The organism is Cryptosporangium minutisporangium (assembly GCF_039536245.1).
GTDB lineage: Bacteria > Actinomycetota > Actinomycetes > Mycobacteriales > Cryptosporangiaceae > Cryptosporangium > Cryptosporangium minutisporangium.
The window spans coordinates 86,185-112,630 of sequence record NZ_BAAAYN010000025.1 but is presented as its reverse complement, the minus strand read 5'-3'; the positions used below and the strand labels follow the sequence as shown (position 1 = coordinate 112,630).

The 26,446-nt window shown below is 74.6% G+C and carries 18 protein-coding genes and 2 pseudogenes; 17 read left to right on the top strand and 3 right to left on the bottom strand.

The features are described from left to right. Window positions 1–79: 79 nt before the first annotated feature. Window positions 80–970: a hypothetical protein gene (locus tag ABEB28_RS20585; RefSeq protein ID WP_345729786.1), complete on the bottom strand. Its 891-nt coding sequence runs from the start codon at window positions 968–970 to the stop codon at window positions 80–82. Window positions 971–1,672: 702 nt separating this feature from the next. Here ABEB28_RS20585 and ABEB28_RS20580 point away from each other — a divergent pair. From ABEB28_RS20580 to ABEB28_RS20570, 3 genes are all read left to right on the top strand, one after another. Then, window positions 1,673–3,232, top strand: a complete 1,560-nt coding sequence (locus tag ABEB28_RS20580; RefSeq protein ID WP_345729785.1) for a tetratricopeptide repeat protein — start codon at window positions 1,673–1,675, stop codon at window positions 3,230–3,232. A gap of 62 nt (window positions 3,233–3,294) precedes the next feature. Then, window positions 3,295–3,849, top strand: a complete 555-nt coding sequence (locus tag ABEB28_RS20575) for a tetratricopeptide repeat protein (protein ID WP_345729784.1) — start codon at window positions 3,295–3,297, stop codon at window positions 3,847–3,849. 5 nt (window positions 3,850–3,854) lie between these two features. Further along, entirely contained in the window at window positions 3,855–4,934 is a 1,080-nt protein-coding gene (locus ABEB28_RS20570) for an HAD-IIA family hydrolase (RefSeq protein ID WP_376981851.1), read from the top strand. Window positions 4,935–5,471: 537 nt separating this feature from the next. Here the strand turns inward: ABEB28_RS20570 and ABEB28_RS20565 are convergent. Next, window positions 5,472–5,810, bottom strand: coding sequence for an SCP2 sterol-binding domain-containing protein (locus ABEB28_RS20565; RefSeq protein ID WP_345729782.1), 339 nt, complete (start codon window positions 5,808–5,810; stop codon window positions 5,472–5,474). Window positions 5,811–6,123: 313 nt separating this feature from the next. Next, complete coding sequence (locus ABEB28_RS43180) at window positions 6,124–7,503, bottom strand: hypothetical protein (RefSeq protein ID WP_425558980.1); 1,380 nt, start codon at window positions 7,501–7,503, stop codon at window positions 6,124–6,126. Between the two features lie 96 nt (window positions 7,504–7,599). On the opposite strand from ABEB28_RS43180, the gene ABEB28_RS20555 reads away from it, so the two are divergent. The 14 genes and pseudogenes from ABEB28_RS20555 to ABEB28_RS20490 all read left to right on the top strand — a co-directional run bounded on the left by ABEB28_RS20555 (window position 7,600) and on the right by ABEB28_RS20490 (window position 26,400). After that, entirely contained in the window at window positions 7,600–7,848 is a 249-nt protein-coding gene (locus ABEB28_RS20555) for a hypothetical protein (protein WP_345729780.1), read from the top strand. A gap of 38 nt (window positions 7,849–7,886) precedes the next feature. Then, window positions 7,887–8,693: a TlyA family RNA methyltransferase gene (locus ABEB28_RS20550; protein WP_345729779.1), complete on the top strand. Its 807-nt coding sequence runs from the start codon at window positions 7,887–7,889 to the stop codon at window positions 8,691–8,693. A gap of 19 nt (window positions 8,694–8,712) precedes the next feature. Then, window positions 8,713–9,666 (top strand): NAD kinase, encoded by a 954-nt coding sequence (locus ABEB28_RS20545; protein WP_345729778.1) that lies wholly within the window; start codon window positions 8,713–8,715, stop codon window positions 9,664–9,666. A 10-nt stretch (window positions 9,667–9,676) separates the two neighbouring features. After that, on the top strand, window positions 9,677–11,452 hold the full coding sequence (gene recN, locus ABEB28_RS20540) for a DNA repair protein RecN (protein ID WP_345729777.1): 1,776 nt from the start codon (window positions 9,677–9,679) through the stop codon (window positions 11,450–11,452). Beyond that, on the top strand, window positions 11,449–12,672 hold the full coding sequence (locus ABEB28_RS20535; protein ID WP_345729776.1) for a GNAT family N-acetyltransferase: 1,224 nt from the start codon (window positions 11,449–11,451) through the stop codon (window positions 12,670–12,672). The genes recN and ABEB28_RS20535 overlap by 4 nt, the downstream gene beginning before the upstream one ends. 152 nt (window positions 12,673–12,824) lie before the next feature. Then, window positions 12,825–14,009, top strand: a complete 1,185-nt coding sequence (gene steA, locus ABEB28_RS20530) for a putative cytokinetic ring protein SteA (RefSeq protein WP_345729775.1) — start codon at window positions 12,825–12,827, stop codon at window positions 14,007–14,009. Continuing rightward, window positions 14,006–14,938, top strand: a complete 933-nt coding sequence (locus ABEB28_RS20525) for a copper transporter (protein ID WP_345729774.1) — start codon at window positions 14,006–14,008, stop codon at window positions 14,936–14,938. Before steA ends, ABEB28_RS20525 begins: the two co-directional genes overlap by 4 nt. A gap of 59 nt (window positions 14,939–14,997) precedes the next feature. After that, window positions 14,998–15,918 (top strand): annotated as a pseudogene (locus ABEB28_RS20520) (hypothetical protein); the annotation flags it as partial. A gap of 290 nt (window positions 15,919–16,208) precedes the next feature. After that, a pseudogene (murJ, locus tag ABEB28_RS20515) lies at window positions 16,209–17,675 on the top strand (murein biosynthesis integral membrane protein MurJ); the annotation flags it as partial. A gap of 351 nt (window positions 17,676–18,026) precedes the next feature. After that, the gene (locus ABEB28_RS20510; RefSeq protein ID WP_345729790.1) at window positions 18,027–19,163 is read left to right on the top strand and encodes a glycosyltransferase family 4 protein; all 1,137 of its coding nucleotides are present in this window, start codon (window positions 18,027–18,029) and stop codon (window positions 19,161–19,163) included. Further along, entirely contained in the window at window positions 19,160–21,802 is a 2,643-nt protein-coding gene (locus ABEB28_RS20505; protein WP_345729772.1) for a hypothetical protein, read from the top strand. The genes ABEB28_RS20510 and ABEB28_RS20505 overlap by 4 nt, the downstream gene beginning before the upstream one ends. Next, window positions 21,799–24,036 (top strand): alkaline phosphatase family protein, encoded by a 2,238-nt coding sequence (locus ABEB28_RS20500; protein ID WP_345729771.1) that lies wholly within the window; start codon window positions 21,799–21,801, stop codon window positions 24,034–24,036. Before ABEB28_RS20505 ends, ABEB28_RS20500 begins: the two co-directional genes overlap by 4 nt. A 52-nt stretch (window positions 24,037–24,088) precedes the next feature. Then, entirely contained in the window at window positions 24,089–25,798 is a 1,710-nt protein-coding gene (gene pyrG, locus ABEB28_RS20495; protein ID WP_345729770.1) for a CTP synthase, read from the top strand. Further along, window positions 25,795–26,400, top strand: a complete 606-nt coding sequence (locus ABEB28_RS20490; RefSeq protein ID WP_345729769.1) for an NUDIX domain-containing protein — start codon at window positions 25,795–25,797, stop codon at window positions 26,398–26,400. Before pyrG ends, ABEB28_RS20490 begins: the two co-directional genes overlap by 4 nt. Window positions 26,401–26,446: the final 46 nt, after the last annotated feature.

The window sequence follows — 26,446 nt, the reverse complement described above, 5'->3', positions numbered from 1 at the left end:
ACGCCGCCGGACTTTACGTTGAGTGACGCCGTTATCGGCCCTGGAAAACCCGTTTTCGGGTCCGGGGTCGGTAGCGGCGTTACTGCTTTGTGGGGGACTGTTCGGCGCCGGCCGGGTATCCGAAGCGACGGGCGGTGACGCCCCGCAGGAACGGTCCGGCGGCCGCGCCCAGTACGTTGTGAACCGGAGGTGCAGAGTGGCCGACGCAGGCGGGTACGGACGCGGAGACGCGCGCGGGAACGACCGGCGCGGCGACCGCGCGGACGCACGAGGCGGAGCCCCTCGGGGTGAGCGGCGTCCCGGTGCGGGAGCCCCGGCTGCCGGCCGTCATGCGCGCGGCCAGGCGTCCCGCGGCGAGGGCTACTCCGGCGGCGGACGTCCGTCCGGGTCGGGCCGTCCGTCGGGGTCCGGACGGCCGTCTGGTCCACGGGCCGGTGGTGGCGGCGGTTATCGCGAACAAGGCTCCGGTGATCAGCGCGGCGAGCGGCGTCCGTACCGGCCTACCGGTGAGCGCCCGGAGCGCGGCGGCGACAGCGACTCGCGGCGATCCGATCGACCCGGTAGCACTCCCGGCCGCAGCGGTGACCGCGAGGGACGCCCGTTCCGCGCCGGGGGCGCGGGCGGCAACGGCGGTCAGGGGCGGCCGGGCGGCCAGGGCGGGCACGGCGCCGGCGGAGGACGTGGCGGCGCACCCAGCGGCGGTGGCGCCCGGGGCACGCGTCCGCCGGGTGCCAGCTGGTCTCGGGGCAGCCGTCCGCACGGCGAGGGCCGTCCGCAGGGCAGCGCTCGGGCCGAAGACGGTGACCGGGCTGGTTTCCGGGGTCAGCGCTCCGACGACCGTCCTCAGCGCTTCGGTGAACGCCGGGACGGCGAGCAGGCCCGCGGACCACGTACCGGCCGTCCGCCGCGCGACGGTGACCAGTCTTCCTACGGCGGCAGCCGGAACTCCTCGGGTGACCGCCCGTCCCACGGCGACCGCAACTCGCGCGGTGACCGACCGTCCTACCGCGGCGGGGACCAGAACTCCTCGAGCGACCGACCGCCGCGTGGCGATCGACCGTCCTACGGCGACCGTTCGTCGCGGGGTGAGCGCCCATCGACCGGTGGTGAGCGCGGCTCCCGCGGTGATCGTCCCTCGTACGGCGACCGGCCGTCGCGAAGCGACCGTCCGTCCTCCGGTGACCGGCCTGCCCGTGGCGACCGTCCGTCTTACGGCGACCGCGCCCCGCGTGGTGACCGTCCGTCTTACGGCGACCGCGCCCCGCGTGGTGACCGTCCCTCCTCCGGTGACCGGCCGCCGCGTAGTGACCGGCCCTCGTACGGTGACCGGCCGGCCCGAGGGGACCGCCCGTCTTACGGCGACCGCCCCGCCCGTGGCGACCGCCCGTCCGGCGATCGGCCGCCGCGTGGCGACCGGCCATCCTACGACGACCGGCCCGCCCGTGGAGACCGGCCGTCCTACGGCGACCGTCCGCCGCGTGGCGACCGCCCCGCCGCTGGTGGCGACCGTGGTGGTCGCGGTGATCGGCCGGCCTACAGCGGGGACCGTCCGCCGCGGGGTGACCGCGGTTCGTACGGCGACCGGCAGCGGCCGGGGCGCCCCGACAGCCGAGGTGGCTCCGGGCGGCCGTCGTCGGGTCGGCCCACGCGACCCGGGTCGAGCGGGCCGATCGTGGTGGGGGCGACGGGACGTCCGCGGCCGGTCGGCCCCGACATCCCCGCCGACATCGAGGTGCGCGACCTCGACCGTGACGTCCGCGCCGAACTCCGTGCGCTGCCGAAGGGCGCGGCCGATACCGTCGCCCGCCACCTCGTGGCCGCGGGCCGGTTCCTCGACTCGGACCCGGCTCGTGCGCTGGAGCACGCGCAGGCGGCCCGTCTGCAGGCCGCACGCGTGGCGTCGGTGCGGGAAGCGGTCGGCCTGGCCGCGTATCACGCAGGCGAGTGGCGCATGGCGATCGCGGAGCTGCGGGCCTTCCGGCGCTTCACCGGGTCGGACGTTCACCTGGCGGTGATCGCCGACTCCGAGCGGGCCCTCGGGCGTCCCGAGAAGGCGATCGAGCTGGCCGGGAGCCCCGAGGCAGCCGGGTTGGACACCGAGACCCGTGCCGAGTTGCTGATCGTGGCCGCCGGCGCGCGGCAGGACCAGGGAGACCTGGAGAGGGCCATCGCGTCGCTCGAGGTGCCGGAGCTGCGGACCCAGCGCACCGTGTCGTGGTTGGCGCGGCTGCGGTACGCCTACGCGGAGCTGCTGCTCGCCGCCGGGCGTCCGGACGAGGCCCGCGAGTGGTTCGTCCAGGCGGCGGACGTGGACGCCGACGGGGTGACCGACGCGGGCGAGCGGGTGCTCGACCTCGACGGCTTCCTCTTCACCGACGAGGACGACATGTTCGCCGCGGACGGCTCGGAGCTCCTCGACGAGGAGGACGCCGACGACGTTCTCGGCGACGACGATTCCGTGCGCGCCGCCGACGAGGACGACGTCGTGGAGCCGGACACCCTCGCCGCGGGTCGCTCGGAGCTCGTGGACGAGGAGGACGCCGATGACGACGCGTCCGCGCTCGCGAGTGAGCAGGACGGCGTGGGAACCGCTGCCGACACGGAAGACGCCGTCGGGGACGACGCGACGGCTTCCGCGGCCGACGACGACCTCCTCGAGGGGAAGACCGGCGAGGCCGAGGACGACCTGGTCGAGGGGCCGACCGATGGGGCCGACGACCTGGTCGAGGGGCCGACCGATGGGGCCGACGACCTGGTCGAGGGGCCGACCGATGGGGCCGACGACCTGGTCGAGGGGCCGACCGATGGGGCCGACGACCTCGTGGAGGGGCCGACCGATGGGGCCGACGACCTGGTCGAGGGGCCGACCGATGGGGCCGACGACCTGGTCGAGGGGCCGACCGATGGGGCCGACGACCTGGTCGAGGGGCCGACCGATGGGGCCGACGACCTGGTCGAGGGGCCGACCGATGGGGCCGACGACCTGGTCGAGGGGCCGACCGGCGGGGAGCTCGCCGTGGCGGTTCCGGAGGCAGTGTTCGTCGGCGCCGCTACCGACGAGAGCGACGACGAGGACGCGGACGACGACGTCCCCGGGGGGTCAGGCGCCGACGGGGACTCGAGTTCCGCCGGGACGGGGCCGGCCCTCCCTCCGGATCGTGCGGTGCCCAGCCCGACGGCGTCGTTCTCCCATGGAGAGAACCACGATGGCGGGGACGGTCGCGCGGGGTGAAACCCCGCTTGTGGCGGCCGGGGGCGGCCGCCAGCGGTTGGAACGACTTCGGAGGCTGACGCATGACTGAGACGCCGGATCACGGCGCGCCGACCGGTGAAGCGTACGACTGGTTCCGTCGCGGCGAGGAGCTGCTGCGGCAGGGCAACGCGGCGGCGGCCGCGCAACTGTTGCAGCGGGCGCTCGCGGCCGAGCCGGGCTCGCGGGCGGCACGGGAGACGCTGGCCCGTGCCCTGTTCGACGCCCAGCAGTACGAGGAGGCCCGGCAGCTGTTCGCGCAGATTGTCGCGGATCATCCGTCGGACGACTACGCGTTGTTCGGGCTGGGGCTGGCGGCGCTGCGGTCGGGGGATCCGAAGGCGGCGGTCGAGCACTTGTCGCTCGCCGTGGCGATGAAGCCGCACGACCACCACTACGCGACCGCGTTGCGCAACGCGCGGGCGCAGAACGCGGTCGACCCGGTCGGTGGCCCGGCGACCGCCGGTGTTCCGGAGGACGAGCCGATGCCCCGGAGTTCGGACTTGAACGTGCCGTCCGAGCTCGAGGAGCTTCTCCGCGGCATCGAGCGCAGCGACGGGGCGCCCGACGACGACGCGCCGAACGGCGAGGTCCGGTGAGCGGACTGCGGGGGAGCGAGACACCGCTGACCGAACGGTACGACGCGGCGCTCTTCGATCTGGACGGCGTGCTCTACCTGCAGGAAGAGCCGGTTGCGTTCGCGTCGGACGGCGTTGCCGCGGCTCGGGCGGCCGGAATGCGGATCGGGTTCGTGACCAACAACGCGTCCCGGCGTGCGCCGGTGGTCGTGGCGTTGCTGGCGAAGGTGGGGATCGAGGGCTCCGAGGCCGAGGTCGTCACCGCGGCGCAGGCCTCGGCGGCCCTACTGGCCGAGGAGTTGCCCGCAGGTGCTTCGGTGCTGATCGTCGGGGCTCAAGGGCTCGCGGATGAGGTCGCGGACGTGGGTTTGCGGCCGGTTCGGTCGGCGGACGAGAAGCCGGCGGCGGTCGTGCAGGGGTACGCGCGGGAGGTCGGCTGGGAGCAGCTGGCCGAGGCGGCGGTGGCGCTCCGGGAGGGCGCGCTGTGGGTGGCGACGAACCGGGACTTCACGATCCCGTCGTCGCGGGGTCCGCTGCCGGGCAACGGTGCGCTGGTCGCGGCGCTCGTCACGGCGGTGCGCCGGGAGCCGGACGTCGTGGTGGGCAAGCCGCATCCCCGGCTGCACCAGGAGTCGGTGCGGCGGACCGGTGCGCAGCGGCCGCTGGTGGTCGGGGACCGTCTCGACACCGACATCGCGGGGGCGGTGAACGGTGGGGCGGACAGCCTGCTGGTGCTCACCGGGGTGACCGAGGCGCGGGAGCTGCTCTCCGCCGGTCCGGGGGAGCGGCCCACCTACCTGGCGGCGGACCTGCGTGGCCTGGCTCAACCGCACCCGGAGGTCACGTCGGCGCCGGACGGTGCGGCGTGCGGTGGGTGGACGGTGCGGGCAGACGGTGCGGGCCTGGTGCTGGGCGGCTCGTCGGACTCGTCGCGGTCGGCCGGCGGGGCGTCCGGCTCGTCCGGTGCCGACGTGGATGCGTTGCGCGCGCTGGCCGTGGCGGCGTGGGCCCTACCGGGTGCGGACTCCGCTGAGTGGGCCGGGCCATCGAACGTCGAAGCGGAGGGCGACGCCGCTGCGGCGGCGCTGCGTGCGCTAGGCCTCTGACCGGCTAGCGCGGCCGTTTCCCCAAAGCCAACGGCATCCGGGCGGCGGTGAGTTGATTTTCGGGAAGTCAACGTCGGGGCCTGCGGGGTGACGTTGACTGCCCGAAAAACGCGCTTTTCGGGCGACGATCACGATGCCGCCGTCCTGGCGGCGGGTATCCGCCGGCGGAAGTCCTCAGTGCTGGGCACGAGTCCTTGGCGAGCACGCTGTCGGCGGGGGTTGGTTGTCGCCGTTTCCGGGTGGTCGAGAGATGGTTGTCGCGGATCCCGTGCCATGGCACGGAGAGGGCGACACTCATCGTGGGTGGTGCCCGGGGAGGGCGACACTCATCGTGGGTGGTGCCCGGAGAGGGCGACAACCATCGTGGGTGGTGCCCGGGGAGCGCGACAACCATCAGGGGCGCCGCCAGGTGCGAGCGTTCTGACGTCGAGCCCCGGCGAGGACGAGGCTGGCAGTTGAGCGCGAGGCCGCCTCGACCTTGGGTGGTCTCGAGGCCTCGCGCTCGTCCGTCAGGCTCGCCCTTCGCCGGGCCGTGCACTAGAGGAGTTTGCGGACCTGAAGGAGGTCGCGGACTCCCGCCTGCACCTTGATCCGGCCGCTCGCCCACGCCTTGGCGAAGTTGAGCTCGCCGCGGCTCAGCGCCACCAGGTCGTCGCTGCTCAGCGTCAATGCGATCTGCGCCTTGGGGTCGTCGCCGTCGGCGAGGTCCTGGATCGTGCCGCCGGCCAGCCGTCCGTGGAAGCCGGTGCCGAGGTCGGTGATCCGGCAGGCGAGCGAGCGGTCGAGCTTCGGCGGTTGCCGGTCGCCGGTGTCGCCGGACGCGATCCGGTCGGCCACGTCCTGCAGCGCCTTGCGGCACTCGTCCAGCGTCGCCATTCGTCGCCGATCCTTTCCGTTCGTGGGTATGGAGGGCTCCTCGCCCCGGACGGACGGTACCTCGGAGGCTCCCGCCGGGCTGCGACGGCGCGGGCACGTTCGCGGCCCGGATGCGGCGCGGCGGGCTCGGCGTGTCCGGCCGATGTGGTCGATCGGAACGGCCGGGACGTGCGATTCTGGCCGCGGGCGCGCGCCCGCCAGCGGCGGCGGTGTGCTCGTCGGCCGGACGTACGGGTAGCGTGGGGTGACTCGGCCGCGTGGGCCAACGCGGCGCAGCGGAAGGTGTCTACCCAATGCAGGATGCTCTGAAGACCTACCTCGCCCTCGCGACAGGGCTGACCGAGGTGCCGAAGAAGCGTGCGAAGGCCGCCGCGAAGAAGCTGGCGAAGAGCGGCGGTGCCACCGTCGAGCAGATCCAGGCGCTCACCGATGACCTGTTGGCGATCAGCCACCAGAACCGTGAGGCTCTGCTCAACCTGATCCGTTCCGAGATCGAGAAGTCGCTCAACCGCGTCGGCCTGGCCACCGCCGACGAGGTCGGCCAGCTGACCACGCGGATCAAGGAGCTGGAAGCAGCGCTGTCGAAGGCGGAGGCTGCCGGCGCGGTGCCCTCCACCGAGACGGCCGGTGGCGCGCACGGCGACCCGCTGGCCGGTGCCGCGGCGACGACCGGCAAGCCGAAGAAGGTGGCGGCGAAGAAGGTCGCCAAGAAGGCCGCGAAGGCAGCGCCCGCGAAGCGCGTGCCGGCGGCGGAGTCCCCGGCGACGTCGACGGCGAAGGCCACCGCGGCAAAGACGACGGCCGCGAAGGCGACGGCCGCGAAGGCGACGGCCGCGAAGGCGACGCCCGCGCCGGTGAAGGCTCCCAGCCCGGCCCCGGCGAAGGCGCCCGCGCCGGCAAAGGCAACGGCTCCCGCGAAGGCGCCTGCCCCGGTCAAGGCCGTCCCGGCGATCGGCTCGGCCGGTGGGACGCAGGGCGACGCGCTGGAGAGCGCGGTGAAGGCGACTCCGGCGAAGGCAGCGAAGGCCGCACCGACTCCGGCGAAGGCTGAGCCGGTGAAGGCTGAGCCGACGAAGGCCGCGCCCACCGCGTCCGCCACCGCACCGGCGTCCTCGGCGACCAGCACGCCGACTCCGGAGACCCCGGCGTCCGCGGCGGCGGTCACGGCGGCCGAGACCACCGCGGCCAAGGCGACCCCGACCCCTGCTGAGGTGGCGGCGAAGGCCGCACCGGCGAAGACGCCCCCGGCCAACAGCACGGCCGCGAAGACGACGCCCGCGAAGACGACGCCGGCCAAGACGACGCCCGCGAAGACGACGTCGGCGAAGGCCGCTCCGGCCAAGCCCGCGTTCGCGGCACCGGCGCCGTCCACTGCGGAGGCGGGCTCGGTGGCGTCGACGGCGAAGGCCACCGCCGCCAAGGCCACGGCGGAGAAGGCGACGCCCACCAAGCGGACGCCGGCCAAGCGCACAGCCGCCACGAAGGCCACCAAGGCCGCGCCGGCCAAGTCCTCGGCCACGAAGGCCACCGCGGCGAAGAGCACCACGGCCAAGGCCACCGCCGCCAAGGCCACGGCGGAGAAGGCGACGCCTGCCAAGACCGCCCCGGCCAAGACGACGCCCGCGAAGACGGCGCCGGAGAAGGCGACACCGGAGAAGGCGACGCCCGCCAAGACCACGCCCGCCAAGACCACGCCCGCCAAGACCACGCCCGCCAAGACCACGCCCGCCAAGACCACGCCAGCCAAGAGCGACAACGGCGCGGCGCCGGCGGACGGGCCGACCGCCTCGTGACGTCCGAACAGGACAGCCAGGGCTTCGGCGCGGCGGTACCGAAGCCCGGTCCGCCGCCCGCGCCGAAGCCCGGCCCGCCTTCCCCCTCCCTGGTGGCCGACAGCGCCGCCGCCGAGGAGCAGGTGGCCGCCGTCCTCGCGCACCTCGACGACCTGGACGAGCGTCCGATCGCCGAGCACGTCGCCGCCTACGAGACGGTGCACCGGACGCTGCAGGACACGCTCGCAGCGGTCGACGGGAGCTGAGCGTGCCCCACCGCACCACCCCGCGAGTCTGAGGCACCGTGGCGCGACGCACACGTCTGGACGCGGAACTGGTACGCCGCGGCCTCGCGCGCTCCCGCGAGGACGCCGCTGCGCTGATCGCCGCCGGTGCGGTCAAGGTCGACGGCCGGGTCGCCGCGAAGGCGGCGACCGCGGTCGATCCGGCCAGCGCGGTCACCGTCGCGGTGGACGAGGGTCCGCGGTACGTCTCGCGCGGCGGGCACAAGCTCGTCGGCGCGCTGGCCGCGTTCGCGCCGCACGGTCTCACGGTGAAGGGCCGCCGCTGCCTGGACGCCGGTGCCTCCACCGGCGGCTTCACCGACGTCCTGCTGCGGGAGGGTGCCGCGGGCGTCGTCGCGGTGGATGTGGGGTACGGGCAGCTCGCCTGGTCGCTGCAGACCGACGAGCGGGTGACGGTCGTCGACCGGACGAACGTCCGCACGCTCACCCCGGACGTGATCGGCGGCCCGTGCGCGGTGACCGTCGCCGACCTCTCGTTCATCTCGCTCGGGCTGGTGCTGCCCGCGCTGGCTGCCTGCACCGAGCCCGACGGCGACCTGGTGCCGATGGTGAAACCGCAATTCGAGGTCGGCAAGGAGCGGCTGGGCAGCGGCGGTGTGGTCCGCGACCCGGAGCTGCGGATCGAGGCGGTGCTCGGGGTCGCCGGGACGGCTGCGACGATGGGCCTCGGCGTCGCCGGGGTGGTCGCGAGCCCGCTTCCCGGCCCGTCCGGGAACGTCGAGTTCTTCCTCTGGCTGCGGCGGGACGCTCCGGCGGTCGATCCCGCGGCGGTCAGGACAGCGGTCGAGGAGGCACCAGCGCCATGAGCGCAACAGGGGAGAGCGCATGAGCCGGCAGGCACTGCTCGTCACGCATGCCGGTCGGGCGCTCAACGTGGTCCACGCCCGCCGGGTGGCGGCCCAGCTCGCCGACGCGGGGTTCGGCCTGCGGGTGCTGACCGACGAGGCGCCCGATCTCAACATCGACGCGACGGTCGTCCGGCCGGACGAGAAGGCCGCGGTGGGCGCCGAGATCGTGTTCGCGCTCGGCGGCGACGGCACGCTACTGCGCGCGGCCGCGCTGGCCCGGCCGGCCGGAGCCGCGCTGCTCGGCATCAACCTCGGACGGGTCGGGTTCCTCGCCGAGGCCGAGGCCGAGCACCTCGACGAGACCGTCCGCCGGGTGGTGGAGGGCGACTACGTCGTCGACGAGCGGATGACGCTGGACCTCACGGTCGGGCGTCCGGACGGTTCGATCGCCCACAGTTGGGCGCTGAACGAGGCCAGCGTCGAGAAGGCCATGCGCGAGCGGATGCTCGAGGTGATGGTCTCGATCGACGGGCGTCCACTGTCCCGGTGGGGTTGCGACGGCGTGGTGTGCGCGACGCCGACCGGCTCGACGGCGTACGCGTTCTCCGCCGGTGGCCCGGTGGTGTGGCCGGACGTGGAGGCGATGCTGGTCGTGCCGATCAGCGCCCACGCACTGTTCGCCCGTCCCCTGGTCACGGCTCCGACCTCGACGATCATCATCGAGGTGCTCTCGGACGGCGTCCCGGCCGTGGTGTCGTGCGACGGGCAGCGGGTCGTACAGATGCCGCCGGGCAGCCGTGCGGTGATCCGCCGCGGCAGCGATCCGGTGCGGGTGGTCCGGATGAGCCCGCGGCCGTTCACCGATCGTCTGGTGGCGAAGTTCGGGCTGCCGGTGCAGGGCTGGCGCGGGGACGCCGAAGCAGCGCGCGCCGACCGAATTGAAGCGGCCCGTTCCGGCCGCAGTGCTCCTGATGTCGGTGGGGCTGGGTAGCCTCGGCGACGTGCTGGAGGAAATCCGAATCACCGGACTGGGCGTCATCGAAGACGCGACGCTGGAGCTCGTTGACGGATTCACCGTCGTCACCGGGGAGACCGGTGCCGGCAAGACCATGGTCGTCGCCGGCCTCGGCCTGCTGTTCGGCGGCCGCGCCGACGCCGGCCGTGTCCGCCGCGGCACGGGTCGAGCGCTGGTCGAGGGGCGGCTGCGCTTCGTCCCCGACGACCCGGCGCAGAAGCTCGTGCTCGACCGGGTGGCCGAAGCGGGCGCCGCGCCCGACGAGGACGGCACGTTGCTGCTGGCTCGCAGCGTTGCCGCCGAAGGCCGGTCGCGCGCCCACGTCGGCGGGCGCACGGTGCCGGTCGGCCTCCTCGGCGAGCTGGCCGAGCAGATGCTCGCCGTGCACGGCCAATCCGACCAGCTGCGGCTGCTCTCGGCGGCCGAGCAGCGGGGTGCGCTCGACCGGTACGCCGGCGAGGAGGTCACCCAGCTGCGTGCGCGCTGCCAGGAGCAGTACCGGGCGTGGCGGGCGCTGGTCACCGAGCTGATCGACCGCACGAACCACGCGCGCGAGCGCAGCCAGGAAGCCGACGCACTCCGGTTCGGCCTGACCGAGATCGAGGCCGTCAACCCGCTGCCCGGCGAGGACGAGGAGCTGAAAGCCGAGTCCAGACGCCTGGAGCACGCCGAGGAACTGCGGATCGCCGCGTACACCGCGCACCAGGCGCTGGCCGGTGACCCGACGATGGACGCCGAGAGCGCGGACGTCGCGGCGTTGCTCGGCGTCGTCCGGCGGTCGCTGTCCGCTGTGGGCGGTCACGACGCGGTACTGGCCGACGCCGCTCGCCGGGCGGACGAGCTGGCCGCGCTCTGCGGCGAGCTCGGCACCGAGTTGGCCTCCTACACCGACAGCCTCGACGCGGACCCGGCCCGGCTGGCCGCGGTCCACGAACGGCGCGCCCAGCTGGCCGGCCTCACCCGCAAGTACGCCGACACGATCGACGGCGTGCTCGCCTGGGCCCAGGAGGCCGCGGCGAAGCTGGCCGATCTCGACACCTCCGAGGAGGCGCTGGACGCGCTGCGGGCCAAGCGCGACGAGGCGGCCACCGAGCTGGCCGGCACGGCCGCGACGCTCTCGGCGGCCCGGTCGGGCGCCGCCCAGCGGTTCGGCGAGCAGGTGACCGCGGAGCTCACCGGGCTGGCGATGCCACACGCCCGGGTCGTCGCCGCGGTCACCCAGCGCGAGGTCTCCGCGGAGACGAACACCCCGTCGGTGGTGGTGGACGGACGACGGCTCGCGGTCGGTCCGGACGGAGTCGACGACGTCGAGCTGCGGCTGGTGTCGCACCCCGGCGCGCCGGAGCTGGCCCTGCACCGCGGCGCGTCCGGTGGTGAGCTGTCCCGGGTGATGCTCGCGATCGAGGTGGTGTTCGCGGGCGCGGGCGGTCCGCCGACGATGGTCTTCGACGAGGTGGACGCCGGGGTCGGCGGCCGGGCCGCGGTCGAGATCGGCAAGCGGCTGGCCCGGCTGGCGCGCACCCACCAGGTCCTGGTCGTCACGCACCTGCCGCAGGTCGCCGCGTTCGCCGATCACCACGTCGTCGTCGTGAAGGACTCGGACGGATCGGTCACCACCAGTGGGCTGCGATCGCTCTCGGCGGCCGAGCGTCCGCGGGAGCTGGCCCGGATGCTCGCCGGTCTGGACGACAGTGACCTGGGCATCGCGCACGCCGAGGAGCTGCTCGCGGTCGCACGGGCGGAGAAGGACGCGGTCGCATGATCGAGATCGTGCGGCTCGCGGCCGGCGACGAGAGGCTGATCCGGGCCGGGGCGCACCTGCTGCGCAACGCGTTCGGTGGCTCCCCCGGCGGCGGTACGAACGACGACCGGGACGCCCGCTACCGGCGGAGCGTCGACACGGCCGCGGTGTTCGCCGCCGTCGACGGGCGCGACCTGCTGGGCGTCACGTCGATCGTGCCGTACGAGCAGTGGTTCGCCGGGCGGGCGCTGCCGATGGGCGGTATCTCGGCGGTGGCGGTCGCGGCCCACGCCCGGCGGCGGGGCGTCGCCCGGTCGCTGCTGATGCGGGCGATCGAGCAGATGCACTCCGACGGTCAGCCGGTGAGCGCGCTGTACCCGTCGATCCCACCCGCTTACCGGTCGTTCGGCTGGGAGGTCGCCGGCGTACTCGCCCAGATCGATCTGCCTGCGGCTCGGTTGACGGCGGCGGGGGCGTCCGGACCGGCAGGGGCCGGGCACACCACGGACGTGGCGCTGCGGGCGCTCGACCGCGCCGAGCCGGCCGAGGACGACCTGGCGGCCGTGCACGGGCTCTACACCGCGGCCGTGCGGACGGCGGTCGGCCCGCTGACCCGCACCGGACCGGCGTTCACGCTCGCGAAGCTGGCCGAACTGGACGGCGTCGTGATCGCGTCGGTCGACGGTGTGGACGCGGGCTACGTCAGCTGGAGCCGGGAGGACTTCCCGGACGCGGCGCCGCGGCTCGCGGTCCACGACCTGATCGCCGACCGGCCGGACGTCCGGGACGCGTTGCTGACCTGTGCCGGCTCGTGGCAGACCTCGATCGGCAACACCCGGATCCGGGTCGGCGACCCGGTGATCGGTGGGCTGGGGCTGCCGCGCGGTGCCTACACCCGGCACGAGCCGTGGATGCTGCGGATCGTGGACGCACCCGCGGCGGTCGCCGGGCGAGGCTTCGGTCCGCTCGCCGCCGACGTCGACCTGGAGATCGTCGACCCGCAGGCGCCGTGGAACGAGGGGCGGTGGCAGTTGTCGGTCGGCGACGGCAAGGGCTCGCTGACGCCGGGAGGCACCGGCGCAGTGACGGTGAGTGCCCGGGGCCTCGCGGCGGTGTTCACCGGGTACGCCGGGGCGGCGGCGCTGACCTCGGCCGGCCTCGCCGACGGTGATCCGGCGGCGCTCGCGCGGCTGGCGGCGGCCTTCGCGGGACCGGCGCCCTGGATGCTCGACGACTTCTAGCCCGCCTCGCGGGCGCCCGAGCAGCGGGCGCTCACCGGCGCACTTCTGCGCCCCGGAAGGCCAGGACGGCGATTAGTGGCCTTTGTGGGGGTTCGGTCGGTGAGGGCGCGTCGTTGCGGAACCGAGTGGCATGCGATGAGAGGATGCAAGGGATGCGCCTCCCGACTCTCCGACGCCCCCGCGCTGCCGACGGTGACTCCGCCACGGCAGGGCCCGCGCGTCTCGACCGCCGAACCAAGCGGCTGACGCAACGGCTGAAGCCCGGCGACGTCGCGATCATCGATCACGTCGACATCGACCGGGTCGCCGGTGACGCGCTCGTCGCGTCCGGCGTCTCCGCGGTGATCAACGCCGCGCCGAGCATCTCCGGCCGCTATCCGAACCTCGGACCCGAGGTGATCGTCGGCGCGGGCATCCCGCTCGTCGACGCGGTCGGCCAGGAGATCTTCGACCACGTCCGGGAAGGCCAGCGGATCCGCATCGACGGGGCCGCCGTCTACCTCGGCGACGAGCTGGTCGGCACCGGCCAGCGGCAGGACACCGAGACCGTCGCCGCCGCGATGACCGAGGCCAAGGCCGGGCTCTCGGTACAGCTCGAGGCGTTCGCCGCGAACACGATGGAGTACATGAAGCGGGAGCGCGACCTCCTGCTCGACGGCGTCGGCGTGCCGGAGATCCGGACGCCGATCGACGGCAGGCACTGCCTGATCGTCGTGCGCGGGTACGACTACCGCGAGGACCTGGAGGTGCTGGGCTCCTACATCCGCGAGTTCCGTCCGGTGCTGATCGGTGTCGACGGTGGTGCGGACGCGCTGGTGGAGGCCGGTTACACGCCGGACCTGATCGTCGGCGACATGGACTCGGTCTCCGACGACGTCCTGCGCTGCGGCGCCGAGGTGGTCGTCCACGCCTACCCGGACGGTCGCGCGCCCGGCCTGGCCCGTGTCGACCGGCTCGGCGTCCGCGCGGTGGTTTTCCCGGCGGCGGCGACCAGCGAGGACATCGCGATGCTGCTCGCCGACGAGCGGGGAGCCACGCTGATCGTCGCGGTCGGTACGCACGCCACGCTGGTGGAGTTCCTCGACAAGGGACGCGCCGGGATGGCGTCGACGTTCCTGACCCGGTTGCGAGTCGGCGGGAAACTGGTGGACGCCAAGGGAGTCAGCCGACTCTACCGGCAACGAGTGTCCTCGATGTCACTGTTCGTCCTGATCGCCGCGGCGCTCTGCGCGATGGCCGCGGCGCTGGCGATCTCCACGGTCGGCCGCACCTCCCTGCAACTGCTCGCCGAGCAGTGGGACAACCTGGTCTTCCAGCTGCAGAGGCTCTTCTCGTGATCAACTTCCGGTACCACGTGGTCTCGCTGACCGCGGTCTTCCTCGCGCTCGCGGTGGGCCTGGTGCTCGGTACGGCCGCTCTCAACGGCACCGTGCAGAACCAGATCTCCGAGCAGGTGAGCGGCTTGCGGAACAGCAACGGGCAGCTCCGTGACCAAGTGGAGGAGCTGCAGGCGAGAGCGGCGTCGCAGGACCAATTCGTCGAGCAGATCGCGCCCGCGCTGCTCGCCGGGAAGCTCACCGGCCGGTCGGTGCTCGTGGTCAGCGGCCCGACGGCCGACAACGACGACCGTGACCGGGTCGTCGAGATGCTGAAGATGGCCGGCGCGTCGATCACCGGCCAGGTACGGCTTCGCAAGGACTTCACCGACCCCAACAAGGACGACGCACTGCAGGACCTGGCCGCCCGCCTCACGCCCGCCGGGGTGACCACGTTGCCGAACAACGGCGTCGGCGTGGAGACCGCGTCGGCGTTGCTCGCCACCGTCCTGCTGCAGAGCAAGGCGCGGATCACCCCGGATGCCCGCACGACGATCCTGACCGGGTACGAGAGCCTCGGCGTCCTCGACCTGGACGGTCAGGTCAGCACGGTGCCCGCACCGGCGGTCGTGTTCGTCTCCGGCGCGCCGGAGAGCGGCAGCGACGGAGAGGATCGCAACGAGGCGTTCCTCAACGTGGTGAAGCAGTTCGACGTGGTCGCGGGGCAGATGGTGGTCGCGGCCTCCACCGCCGCCGGGGCGGGCAACCCGGTCGCCGCGGTTCGGGACGACGGTACGCTGGCGAAGACCATCTCGACCGTGGACGGGGTGTCACTCGCGGAGGGGCAGGTGGCCACTGCCATGGCGTTGATAGAGCAGTTCACCGGCCGTGCCGGGCACTACGGCACCGGCAGCGGTGCGACCGCGCGGATCCCCACGCTCCGCAGCTGAGCAGCTGAGTAGTCGCTGATCGACAGTCTCCGCGGAGAGCTGGCTGACGAGGAGGACACGTGCCACCCGCACGTCGCATCGGCACCGCGGCCGTGGCAGCGGTGACCACCCGCGCCCTGCAGCGTGCCGGCACCCGGCTGCCCGCGTCGTTGACCGCGGCGCTGGCCCGCACCAACCACCGTGGTGAGCCGGTGACGCTCGCTGAAGGGCCCGCGGTGGCGCTCGGTGCGACGTTCGCGGCCGTGCTCGGCGCAGCGCTCGGCGCGCCCGAGTCGGGGGTGAACCGCCGGATCGCCGTGGCGGCCGCGGTGGCGGGGCTGGGGTCCGCGGTCGTGGGCGCGTACGACGACATCGTGGGCGCCCGGCCCGAGCAGCGTGCGGACAAGGGCTTCCGCGGCCACCTGCGGGCCCTGCGGGCGGGCCGGGTCAGTGCCGGTGCGGTGAAGGTGGCCGGGGTCGGTGCGAGCGCGCTGGTGGCCGGGGCGCTGTTGGGCTCCGGAGCCGTCGGGTCCGGCCGCGGATCCGGTCGGCCCTCGCGGTCACCGCTCGGCGTGGCCGTCGACACCGCGCTGGCGGCCACGGTCATCGCCGGCGCCGCCAACGTGGTGAACCTCTTCGACCTGCGCCCGGGGCGCGCGCTGAAGGTCGGCTTGCTGGCCGCGGGCCCGCTGCTGGCCGGTCCCGGCCGACCGGTCGGCGAGGGCCGGGACGCCGCCGCCGCGGTCGCGGGTGCGGTCAGCGGTGCCGCACTCGCCGCGCTCCCGGACGACCTGGGTGAGCGCAGCATGCTCGGTGACGCCGGTGCGAACGCGATCGGCGCGCTGCTGGGCGTCGCCGCGGTGGCCCACCTGGGCCGACCGGGCCGGGCCGCGGTCGGCGCTGGGCTGATCGGGCTGATGGCGGCGAGCGAGCGGGTCAGCTTCACCGCGGTGATCGCCCGCACGCCCGCGCTGAACACGATCGACCTCTGGGGCCGCCGTCCGCCCGCGGCGTCCGCACCGACGACGTCCGCCGCCGCGTCGCCCGCACCCGCCACCGCGGACGAAGCCGTGTCCGAGGGAGGCGGTAGCCTGCCCGTCGCGGGCCGTTTCTCCGAACTTGCCGCCGAAGTGCCAGTCGCCGACGTGTCGGCGGCCGAGGTCACGGCGGCACCGACCGTCCCCGCGACCGGGGAGTCCGCCACCGGGAAGCCGGTGAGCGGGGAGCCAGGGCCGGGCGCCGGAGGGCGGTGACCGTGCCCGACACCGCGGCGGCCCCCGAGAACACCGGGATGCCGTCGGACGCAGGGTCCCCGCGCGGCGACCGGCCACCGTCGGACGGCGGATCGTCGGAGAGCGGCGGACCGCCCGCGGCCGGGGCGCCGGACCGCGCCCGGAGGCAGCGACTCACCCGCTCGCTGCTCGGCGCGGCCGGCCTGATCGCCGGCCTCACGATCCTGGCGCGGGTCGTCGGGTTCGGGCGGATCGTCGTCTTCACCGGCACGGTCGGCTACCACGACGTGGGGGACACCTACCAGGCGATCAACACGATCCCGAACATCATCTTCGAGATCGTCGCCGGAGGCGCGCTCGCCGCCGCCGTCGTCCCGCTGCTGGCCGGCGCCGCCGACCGTGGTGAGCGCCGCACGGTCGACCAGGTCACGTCCGCGCTGCTCACCTGGGTGATCGTGCTGCTCGCGCCGCTGGCGATCGTCATCGCGCTCGCGGCCGGGCCGATCGTCGCCGGGCTGCTCGGACCGGAGGCGACCGCCGCCGACGGCGAGTTCGGCCGCCTGCTGCTGCGGGTCTTCGCGCCGCAACTCGTCCTCTACGGCGTCGGTGTCGTGCTGACCGGTGTCCTGCAGGCCCACCGGCGGTTCGCCGGACCCGCGCTGGCGCCGCTGCTCTCCAGCGTCACGGTCATCGGCGCCTACCTGGTCTACGGCCGGCTGGAGAGCGGTGCGGAGACCGCCGCCGACGTCGGCCGGCCGGGTCAGCTCGTACTCGCGGTCGGCACCACGCTCGGCGTCGTCATGCTCTCCCTCAGCCTGCTGCTGCCGCTGCGGGGCACCGGGGTCCGGATCCGGCCGACGCTGCGGTTCCCCTCGGGCTCGGTGAACCGGGTCCGGCGGCTGGTCGGCAGCGGTGTCGCGACGGTCGTCGGGCAGCAGCTGGCGACGCTGGTCGCGCTGCTGCTGGCGAACCGGTGGGCGGCGCCGGACGGGTCGTACGTGGCGTTCATGATGGCCCAGACCGTCTTCCTGCTGCCCTGGGCGGTGCTCGCGGTACCGCTCGCGACCTCGGCCTACCCCCGGCTCGCGGCCGCCTGGGAGCGGTCCGACCAGGCCGCGTACCGCGCCACGCTCCGGCCGACCCTGCACGGCGTCCTGATCCTCAGCGCGCTCGCCACCGCCGCCCTCATCGCCGGTGCCGAGCCGATCGCCGCACTGGTCACGGCCGCCGGTGACGGCGACGCCAGCCGGCCCGCGGTGGCGGCGGGCATCGCGTGCTTCGCGCCGGGTCTGCTCGGCTACGGGCTCTTCGCTCTGCTCTCCCGTGCGCTCTACGCCGCTGAGCGGCCCGGTGCGGCCGCCGGGGCGGTGCTCGGTGGCTGGGCGGTGACCGCGGGGGCCGCCGTCGTCCTCGTCGTCCTCCTGCCTGCGGAGGACCGGGTGGCGGCGCTCGCGGTCGGCAACACGGTCGGCATGACCGTGCTCGGCGCCGCGCTGCTGCTGCTGACCGCCCGCCGCGCCGGGCCGGGCACGCTCCGCGGCACCGGCCGCCTCGTGCTCGCCCTGGTGCCGGCCACCGCGATGGCNGAGGGCGCCCGCCGCCGGCGCCTGGGTCGCGGCGGCGCTGCCGGGGGAGAGCGTGCTGGCGATCGTCGGCGCCGGTGCGGTCGCCGCCGTCGTGGTGCTCGTGCTCTTCGTCGTCCTGCTGAGGTCGGCCGGACGGTTGGTGGGCGCCGAGACGGACGTCCCACTAGTACGACCCGGGCGCCTGCGGGGGAAGCGACCAGGCATGCTGGACCCCACGACCGAGCGGACCGAACCCGACGATCGCGCGGCCCCGAACGACGACCGAGCGGCCCGACCCAGAGGAGAGAACGCGTGAGCAGCGGACGGCCACGGGTAGCGCTGGTGCTCGCGTCGAGTACCGGAGGGATCGGGCGGCACGCCCGGTCGCTCGCCGAACACCTGGTGAAGTCCGGTCACCGCGTCGACGTGCACGGTCCGGCCGCCACCGAGGACCTGTTCGGCTTCCGGGCGGCCGGCGCGGGCTTCTCCCCGGTCGAGATCCCGGCCCGCCCGCACCCCCTCCGGGACGCCGCCGCGCTGGCCACGCTCCGCCGCCGGCTGCGGGCCGACCGCCCGGACGTGGTGCACGCGCACGGCCTGCGGGCCGGTCTGGTCTCCGCCGGAGCCGGTCGGCGGCCGCTCGTCGTCACCTGGCACAACCTGCTGATGCCGACGCAAGCCCGCAACCCGGTGCTGCGCAGCCTGGAACGAGTCGTCGCTCGCTCCGCGGATGTGACGCTGACCGCCTCCGACGACCTCACCGCGCGGGTGCTGCGTCTCGGCGGCCGGGACGTCCGGCCCGGCCCGGTGGCCGCGCCGCCGCTCGACCCGCCGACGAAGACCCCCGCCGAGGTCCGGGCGGAACTCGGCGTCGAGGGGCCGCTGGTGCTCACGGTCGGGCGGCTGCACCCGCAGAAGCGCCTCGACGTGCTGGTCGACGCGGCGGTCGGGTGGGCGCCCGCGACCGTGGTGGTGGCCGGGAGCGGTCCGGACGAGGACGCGTTGCGTCGGCGGGCCGCGGAGACCGGCGCGCCGGTGCGGTTCCTCGGGCACCGGACCGACGTGGCGGACCTGCTCGCCGCGTGCGACGTCGCGGTGGTCACCAGTGACTGGGAAGCCCGCCAGTTGTTCGCGCAGGAGGCGCTGCGCGCCGGGCGTCCGCTGGTCGCGACCGCGGTCGGGGGCGTCCCCGGGCTGGTCGGCGACGGCGCCCGGCTGGTGCCGGCCGGTGACCCGGCGGCGGTCCACGCGGCCGTGCGGGCGTTGCTCGACGACCCGGACGCCGCCCGGACGCTCGCCGCCCGTGGCGCCGAGGTGGCGTCCGGCTGGCCCGACGAGGCGACGGTCGCGGCCCACGCGGCGGCGGTCTACGCCGAGCTGTGCGGCACGGTGGCGCCGCAGCACCAGACCTCGTCGAGCAGTGGGCCGTCCGGCGGGGCGCCCTCGTGAGGAGCGGACGGAGCGGGCCCAGGCCCTCCACCGGGGCGCCCGTAGGCGTCCCCGGCGAGCGCCCGGTCTCGCTGCTGCTCCGGGTCGCAGCGGTCTGCGCGGTCGTCGTGATCGCCGCGATCACCGGCATCACCGCGGTGCCGGGGCTGCCGGTGGCGTCGCCCAGCCTGGTGACGGCCGCGACCGACCACGTCGTCGTGGTCGGGGTCACCGGGCTGCGCTGGGACGACGTCGACGCCCACCGCACACCGACGCTCTGGAGGCTGCTCGGCGAGGGCAGCGCCGGTGCGCTGTCGGTCCGCGCGGCCGGTCCGCTCACCTGCCCCGCCGACGGCTGGGTGACGCTCGGCGCGGGCAACCGCGGGCGCGGTCCGCGCCACGGCCGGTCCTGCCCGTCCACGTTCCCGCTGCGGCCGCCGGTCACCACCCGCACCGAGGGCGCGCGCCTGCCCGAACAGGCCGCGATCGCCGCCCGCAACAGCGAACTCTCCCAGGGCACCCGGCCGGGAGCCCTGGCCGACGGCGTCCGCTGCGTGACCGCGGTCGGGCCGGGCGCGGCGGTCGCGGCCGCCCACCCCACCGGGCGGATCGACCGGTACGCCGCGGCACTGCCGGCCGACCCGACGGTCCTGCTCACCCGCTGCCCGGTGACGCTGGTCGAGGCGCCGGCGATCGCCGAGACGGCGCTGCGCGACCGCCAGGCGTCGACGGCCGACGCGGTGATCGCCCGGGTGGATGCCGCCCGGCCGCCCGGCTCGGTCCTGATGGTGGTCGGCCTCTCCGAGGCCGCCGGTACGGCCCCGATACCGCGCCTGCACGTCGCGCTCGCGGTCGGCCCCGGCTTCACCCCCGGCGCGGAACTCACCTCCCCGACGACCGGCAAGGCGCCGTTCGTCCAGCTGATGGACATCGCCCCCACCGCGATCGCTGCGCTCGGCCTCGACCCGGTGCCCGCGATGAACGGCGTCGCGATCGTGAGTGAAGGCGAGCAGGCGGCGACCCCGGCCGGCGAGATCGCCCGGCTGGTCGACCACGACCGGGCCGCGGGCGTGCAGCGTCCGCTGGTCCAGCCCTTCTTCACGATCATGGTCGTGGCCGTGATCGCCTTGCTGCTGGTCTCCTGGCGGCTGGTGTTCCGCCGCTGGCACACCGTGGTCGCCGAGGCCGGTCCGGCGCCGCGCGGAGCGGTCCGCAAGCCCGGCCGGCCGCGCTGGCCCCGGACGATCGAGGTCGTCGAGGTGGTCGCGGTGGCGCTCGCGACGGTGCCGGTGGCGGCGTTCGCGGTGAACGTCGTGCCCTGGTGGCGGTCGGACCACCCGCTGTTCGTGTGCGTCGCGCTGATCGTCGCCGGGATGGCCGCGCTCACCGGTCTCGCCTACGGCGGGCCGTGGCGTGGGCGCCCGACCGGCCCGATCGGCTGCGTCGCGGTCGGCACCGCGCTGGTGCTCGCGGCGGACGTGCTGACCGGCAGCAACCTGCAGCTCAACGCGCTCCCCGGGTACTCGCCGCTGGTCGCCGGTCGGTTCACCGGCTTCGGCAACCTCGCGTTCGGCGTCTTCGCGGCCGGTGCCCTGATCGGCATCGGCTGCCTGGCCCAGGCGGTGCCCGGCTGGCGTCGCCCGACGCTGTTCACGGTCGCCGGAGCGGCCGCGGTGCTGATCGTCGGCGCGCCCGGCTGGGGCGCCGACGTCGGCGGGATTCTCGCGCTGACACCCGCCGTCCTCCTGGCCGCCGTTCGGCTGAGCGGACGGCGGGTGTCCGGCGGCGTCGTGGCCGGGGCGGCGGTAGCGGCGCTCGGCACGGTCTCGGCGTTCGCGGCCGCCGACTACTCCCGGCCGGAGGAGGACCGATCGCACCTCGGCCGGTTCGTCGCCCAGCTGCTCGACGGCTCGGCAGGCACCGTGATCCAACGGAAGGCGGAGGCCAACGTCAACCTCCTGCTGACCAGCCACCTGACGATCCTCGTGTTGGCGGTCGCGGTGTTCGTCACGTTCGTCCTGCTGGTGCCGACCGGTCGGCTCCGCCGGGTGCTCGGCCTCTACCCGGCCGTCCGCGCGGGGCTGGTCGGGTTGCTCGTCGCGGCCGTGCTCGGCTTCGGCTTGAACGACTCCGGCGTCGCGGTCCCCGCGTTCGCCGTGATGGTGGCGGTGCCGCTCGCGATCGCACTGACGATCCGGGTGGCGCTCGCCGGGCAGCGACCGGTGCGCCGGGAGCTGCCAGTGTGGTCCCCGCCGGCGGCGCCCGCGTTGCTGCCGTCGGTCTCCGGTCCGGGCGGCGGTGGCACCCCCACCGACGCGCCGGACCCCGAACCGGACACCCCCCCTTCGACAGGCGGAGATCCCGTTGTGCCAGAGGCCAGCCCGGTGAGTGCCCAGTCCCAGACCCCTACCCAGCCCGAGACGGACAGCGCCCCCGAGACGGACGGCCCCGAGACGGACGGCCCCGAGACGGACGGCCTCGAGACGGACGGCCTCGAGACGGACGGCCTCGAGACGGACGGCCTCGAGACGGACGGCCTCGAGACGGACAGCGGCCCCGACTCCGAGCCGCGGGCCGGTTCCACACCGGTGCCCCCGTCACCGCGGCCACCGACCCTGGACACCGACAGCGTGGCTCCGAGCGGTCGGGGGGCGCGGTGACCGATCGGGTTCCCCTCGCCCGCTCCTTCGGGCTCGTCGTCGCCGTCGTGCTGCTCGCGCTGGCCGGGACGGCTGCTCCCGCGTCGGCGGGCCCGCGGGCCGAGACGATCCGCTCCAGCGCCGTCATCGTGGTCGGCGTCGCCGGCCTGCAGTGGGCCGACGTCACCACCGGCCGCACGCCGACGCTGGCCCGGCTGGCGTCCGGCGGGTCGGTGGGGACGCTGTCGGTACGCGCGGCCCCGGCCGTCACCTGCGTGGGAGAGGGCTGGTTGACGCTCGGCGCCGGCCGGTCCGCGGCCGTCGTCGAGCCCAAGGAGATCGACACCGCCGCGGGGTGCGGCCCCCGGACCGCCCCGCCGGTGAGCAGCCGCAACACCGGCTCCGGCGCCTCGGTCGACGGCTGGGAGGACCTGGCCGAGCTCAACCACGGACTCCGCTTCGGCGCCGAACCGGGGCTGCTCGGCACCCGACTGACCTGCGCTGCAGCGGTGGGCACCGGCGGAGCCCTGGCGGCCGCGGACTCGTCCGGGAACGTGGACGTCTACCGGCCGACGCTGCCGGAGGTTCCGGGGCCCCTGCTGCACGCCTGCCCGCTCACCGCGATCGACCTGGGCGCACTCCCGGACGCCGTCGGCGACGACCGCAGGGCGGCCCTGCGCCGGGTGGACACGGCGCTGGCCCGCATCGACGCCGGGCGTCCGGAGAACTCGACGCTACTGGTCGTCGGCGTGTCCGACACCGATGCGACCGAAGGTCGCCTGCACGTCGCGATCGCCGACGGCCCCGGCTTCGACAGCGGGTGGCTGCGCTCCCCGAGCACGGGGCGGACGCCGTACCTGCAGCTGGTGGACATCGCACCGACCGTCCTGGCCGCCCTCGACCAGCCGGTACCCGAGGACATCGCGGGCCGTCCGGTGTTCCGGTCCAGCGACGCCCGCCCCGGCAGCTTCGCCGAGATCCGGACCGCGCTGGTCGACGCGGACACCGCCGCGGTCTCCCGCAAGCACCTCGTCGGCTCGTTCCTGGCCGGGTTCGCGGTGGTCTGCGCGGTGGTCTACGGCATCGCCGCGCTACTGCTGCGACGACGCCCGGCGGGTGACCGGCTCCGCGACCGCGCTTCGGTGGCCGTCACCGCGCTGGGGGCGTTCCCGGTCGCCACGTTCCTCGCGAACCTGGTGCCGTGGTGGCGCGCGGACCCGACCACACCGGCGCTGGCCGCCGCGGTCCTCGGCGCGATGGTGCTGGTGACCGCCGTCGCGGTCGCGCCGCCGTGGGGCCGCACGGCGACCGGCCGGTTCGCCGCCGTCAGCGCGGTGACCGTCGTCGTCCTGCTGGCGGACGTGATGACCGGCGCCCGACTACAGCTCAACAGCCTGCTCGGCTACACCGCGCTGGAGGGCGGGCGGTACGTCGGGTTCGGCAACGTCGCGTTCGCGGTGCTGGGCGCCGCCGCGCTCCTGCTGGCGGCCGCCCTGGCAGCCGGTCGTCCGGCCCGGTCGGCGGTGGCGGTGGCGCTCGCGGTCGCGATTCCGGTCATCGTCGTCGAAGGCTCGCCCGGGTTGGGAACCGACTTCGGCGGGGTCCTCACGCTGGTGCCGGCGTTCGGCGTCCTGGCGCTGCTGGTCGCCGGACGGAAGGTCACCGGCCGTCGCGCCGTGGCCGTGCTCGGCGCCGGCGCCGGGCTGGTCGCCCTGCTCGCGATCGCCGACTACCTGCGCGGGGAGGACAACCGCACGCACTTCGGCCGGTTCGTCGCGACCGTGCTCGACGGCGACGGCCTGGCCACCGTCGACCGGAAGATCCGCGCGAACCTCGACCTGCTGTTCGCCGGGCCGCACACGGTCGCTGCGGCGATCCTGCTGGCGATCGCCGCGTACCGGGTGTTCCGCCCGTCGCCGGGCCTGCGCGCCACCTACCGCGCCCACCCGGGTCTACGGACCGGGCTGCAGGTCGTCGTGGTGCTCGGTCTGCTCGGGTTCGCCGTCAACGACTCCGGTATCGCGGTTCCGGTGAACGCGGCACTGGTCGCGCTCCCCGCTGCGGTGGCGGCCTGGCTGCGGCCGTCCCCGACGTCGAAGTTCGGCAGAAACGAGGCTGGGGACGACGTCGAGAGGGCGAACGGACAGGAAACAGACGAGAGCGACCAGGCGACAACCGAGGGTGAAAAGGGCGGCGGGAAAGCGGCGGACACGCCCACACGCTCCGCAGGTGCCCCTGCGGACGTGTTACCGTGAAATTCCGTGGGCGCGCGGGCCACCAGGCCGCGCCATTACCGCGGGAGTCCCCTTGTCGCTGTCGTCGCAGGCGACCACGCACGTCTTCGTCACCGGGGGAGTCGCATCCTCGCTCGGCAAAGGCCTGACCGCGAGCAGCCTGGGCAATTTGCTCAGCGCGCGCGGGCTGCGGGTTGTCATGCAGAAGCTGGATCCGTACCTCAACGTCGACCCCGGCACGATGAACCCCTTCCAGCACGGCGAGGTGTTCGTCACCGAGGACGGGGCCGAGACCGACCTCGACGTCGGCCACTACGAGCGCTTCCTCGACACCCAGTTGCGGGCGAACGCCAACGTCACCACCGGCCAGGTGTACAGCCGGGTGATCGCCAAGGAGCGCCGCGGCGAGTACCTGGGGGACACCGTCCAGGTGATCCCGCACATCACGAACGAGATCAAGGAGCGGATCCGCGGCATGGCCGCGGCCGGTCCGGACGGTGTCGTCCCGGACGTGGTGATCACCGAGGTCGGCGGCACCGTCGGTGACATCGAGTCGCTCCCGTTCCTGGAAGCGATCCGCCAGGTGCGGCACGACGTCGGCCGGGACCGGTGCCTGTTCCTGCACGTCTCGCTCGTGCCCTACCTGGCGCCCAGCGGTGAGCTGAAGACCAAGCCCACCCAGCACTCGGTGGCGGCGCTGCGCAACATCGGTATCCAGCCGGACGCGATCGTCTGCCGGTCGGACCGGGAGATCCCGGAGGCGCTGAAGCGCAAGATCAGCCTGATGTGTGACGTCGACGCCGACGCGGTGGTCTCGGCCTCGGACGCCGCGTCGATCTACGACATCCCGAAGGTGCTGCACCGCGAGGGGCTCGACGCGTTCGTCGTACGCCGGCTCAACCTCCCGTTCCGGGACGTCGACTGGACGAGCTGGGACGACCTGCTCGACCGGGTGCACCGCCCGCACCACCAGGTGACGATCGCGCTGGTCGGCAAGTACATCGACCTGCCGGACGCGTACCTCTCGGTGACCGAGGCGCTGCGCGCGGGCGGCATCGCGAACTACGCGAAGATCGACATCCGGTGGGTCCCGGCCGACCGGTGCGCGACCCCGGCCGGTGCGGCGGCCGCCCTGGCCGACGTCGACGGCGTGCTGATCCCGGGTGGGTTCGGCGTCCGCGGCATCGAGGGCAAGCTCGGCGCGATCCGGTACGCGCGCCAGAACCGCATCCCGACGCTGGGCCTGTGCCTCGGGCTGCAGTGCATGGTGATCGAGGTGGCGCGGTCGCTGGCGAAGCTGGAGGGCGCGGACTCGACCGAGTTCACGCCGGACGCACCGCACCCGGTGATCTCGACGATGGCCGACCAGAAGGACGTCGTCGCGGGTGACCGGGACATGGGCGGCACGATGCGGCTGGGCGCCTACCCGGCGGCGCTGACGCCAGGGAGCGTCGTCGCGGAGGCCTACGGGAGCACGTCGGTGAGCGAGCGGCACCGGCACCGGTACGAGGTGAACAACGCCTACCGCAAGCAGCTCACCGCGGTCGGGCTGGAGTTCTCCGGAACCTCGCCGGACGGTACGCTGGTGGAGTTCATCGAGCTCGACCGCGAGCAGCACCCCTACTTCGTCGCGACCCAGGCGCACCCGGAGTTCAAGTCCCGGCCGACCCGGGCGCACCCATTGTTCCGGTCGTTCGTGGCCGCGGCGCTGGACTACAACAACGCGGGTCGGTTGCCGGTCGAGGTGCCGGTCGGCGACACGGCCGCCGGTGCGCTGACGTGACCTACGAGCTGGTGGCGCGCAAGGACCAGTTCGCCGGCAAGGTGATCTCGGTCGTCAGCGACGAGGTCACGATGCCCGACGGCGGCACGGCCGTCCGCGACTGGGTGATCCACCCCGGGGCGGTGGGGGTCGTGGCGGTGGACTCCTCAGAGCGGGTGCTCCTGGTCCACCAGTACCGGCACCCGGTCGGCCGGGAGCTCTGGGAGTTGCCGGCCGGCCTGCTCGACGTCGAGGGCGAGGCGGCCGTGCTGACCGCCGCCCGCGAGCTGGCCGAGGAGGCGGATCTGCGGGCGGCGCGGTACGACGTGCTGGTCGACCTGCTGACGACGCCGGGGGCGAGCAACGAGTCGATCCGGCTCTACCTGGCGCGGGGTCTCTCGGCGGTGCCCGAGGGCGAGCGGCACACCCGCACCGGCGAGGAGGCCACGATGACGACCCGGTGGTTTCCGCTCGACGAGGCGGTCGACATGGCGCTGGCCGGGGAGATCGAGAACGCGGCCGCGGCGGCCGGTGTCCTCGCGGCGGCCGCGGCGCGGGCGCGGGAGTGGCGAGGGCTGCGTGGCCCGGACGCGCCCTGGCGAGCCCGCCCCGACCGGGTGTAGCCCTCGGGGCGTCCCGCGGAAGGCGGGGGAAAGGTAGAGCGCCGCG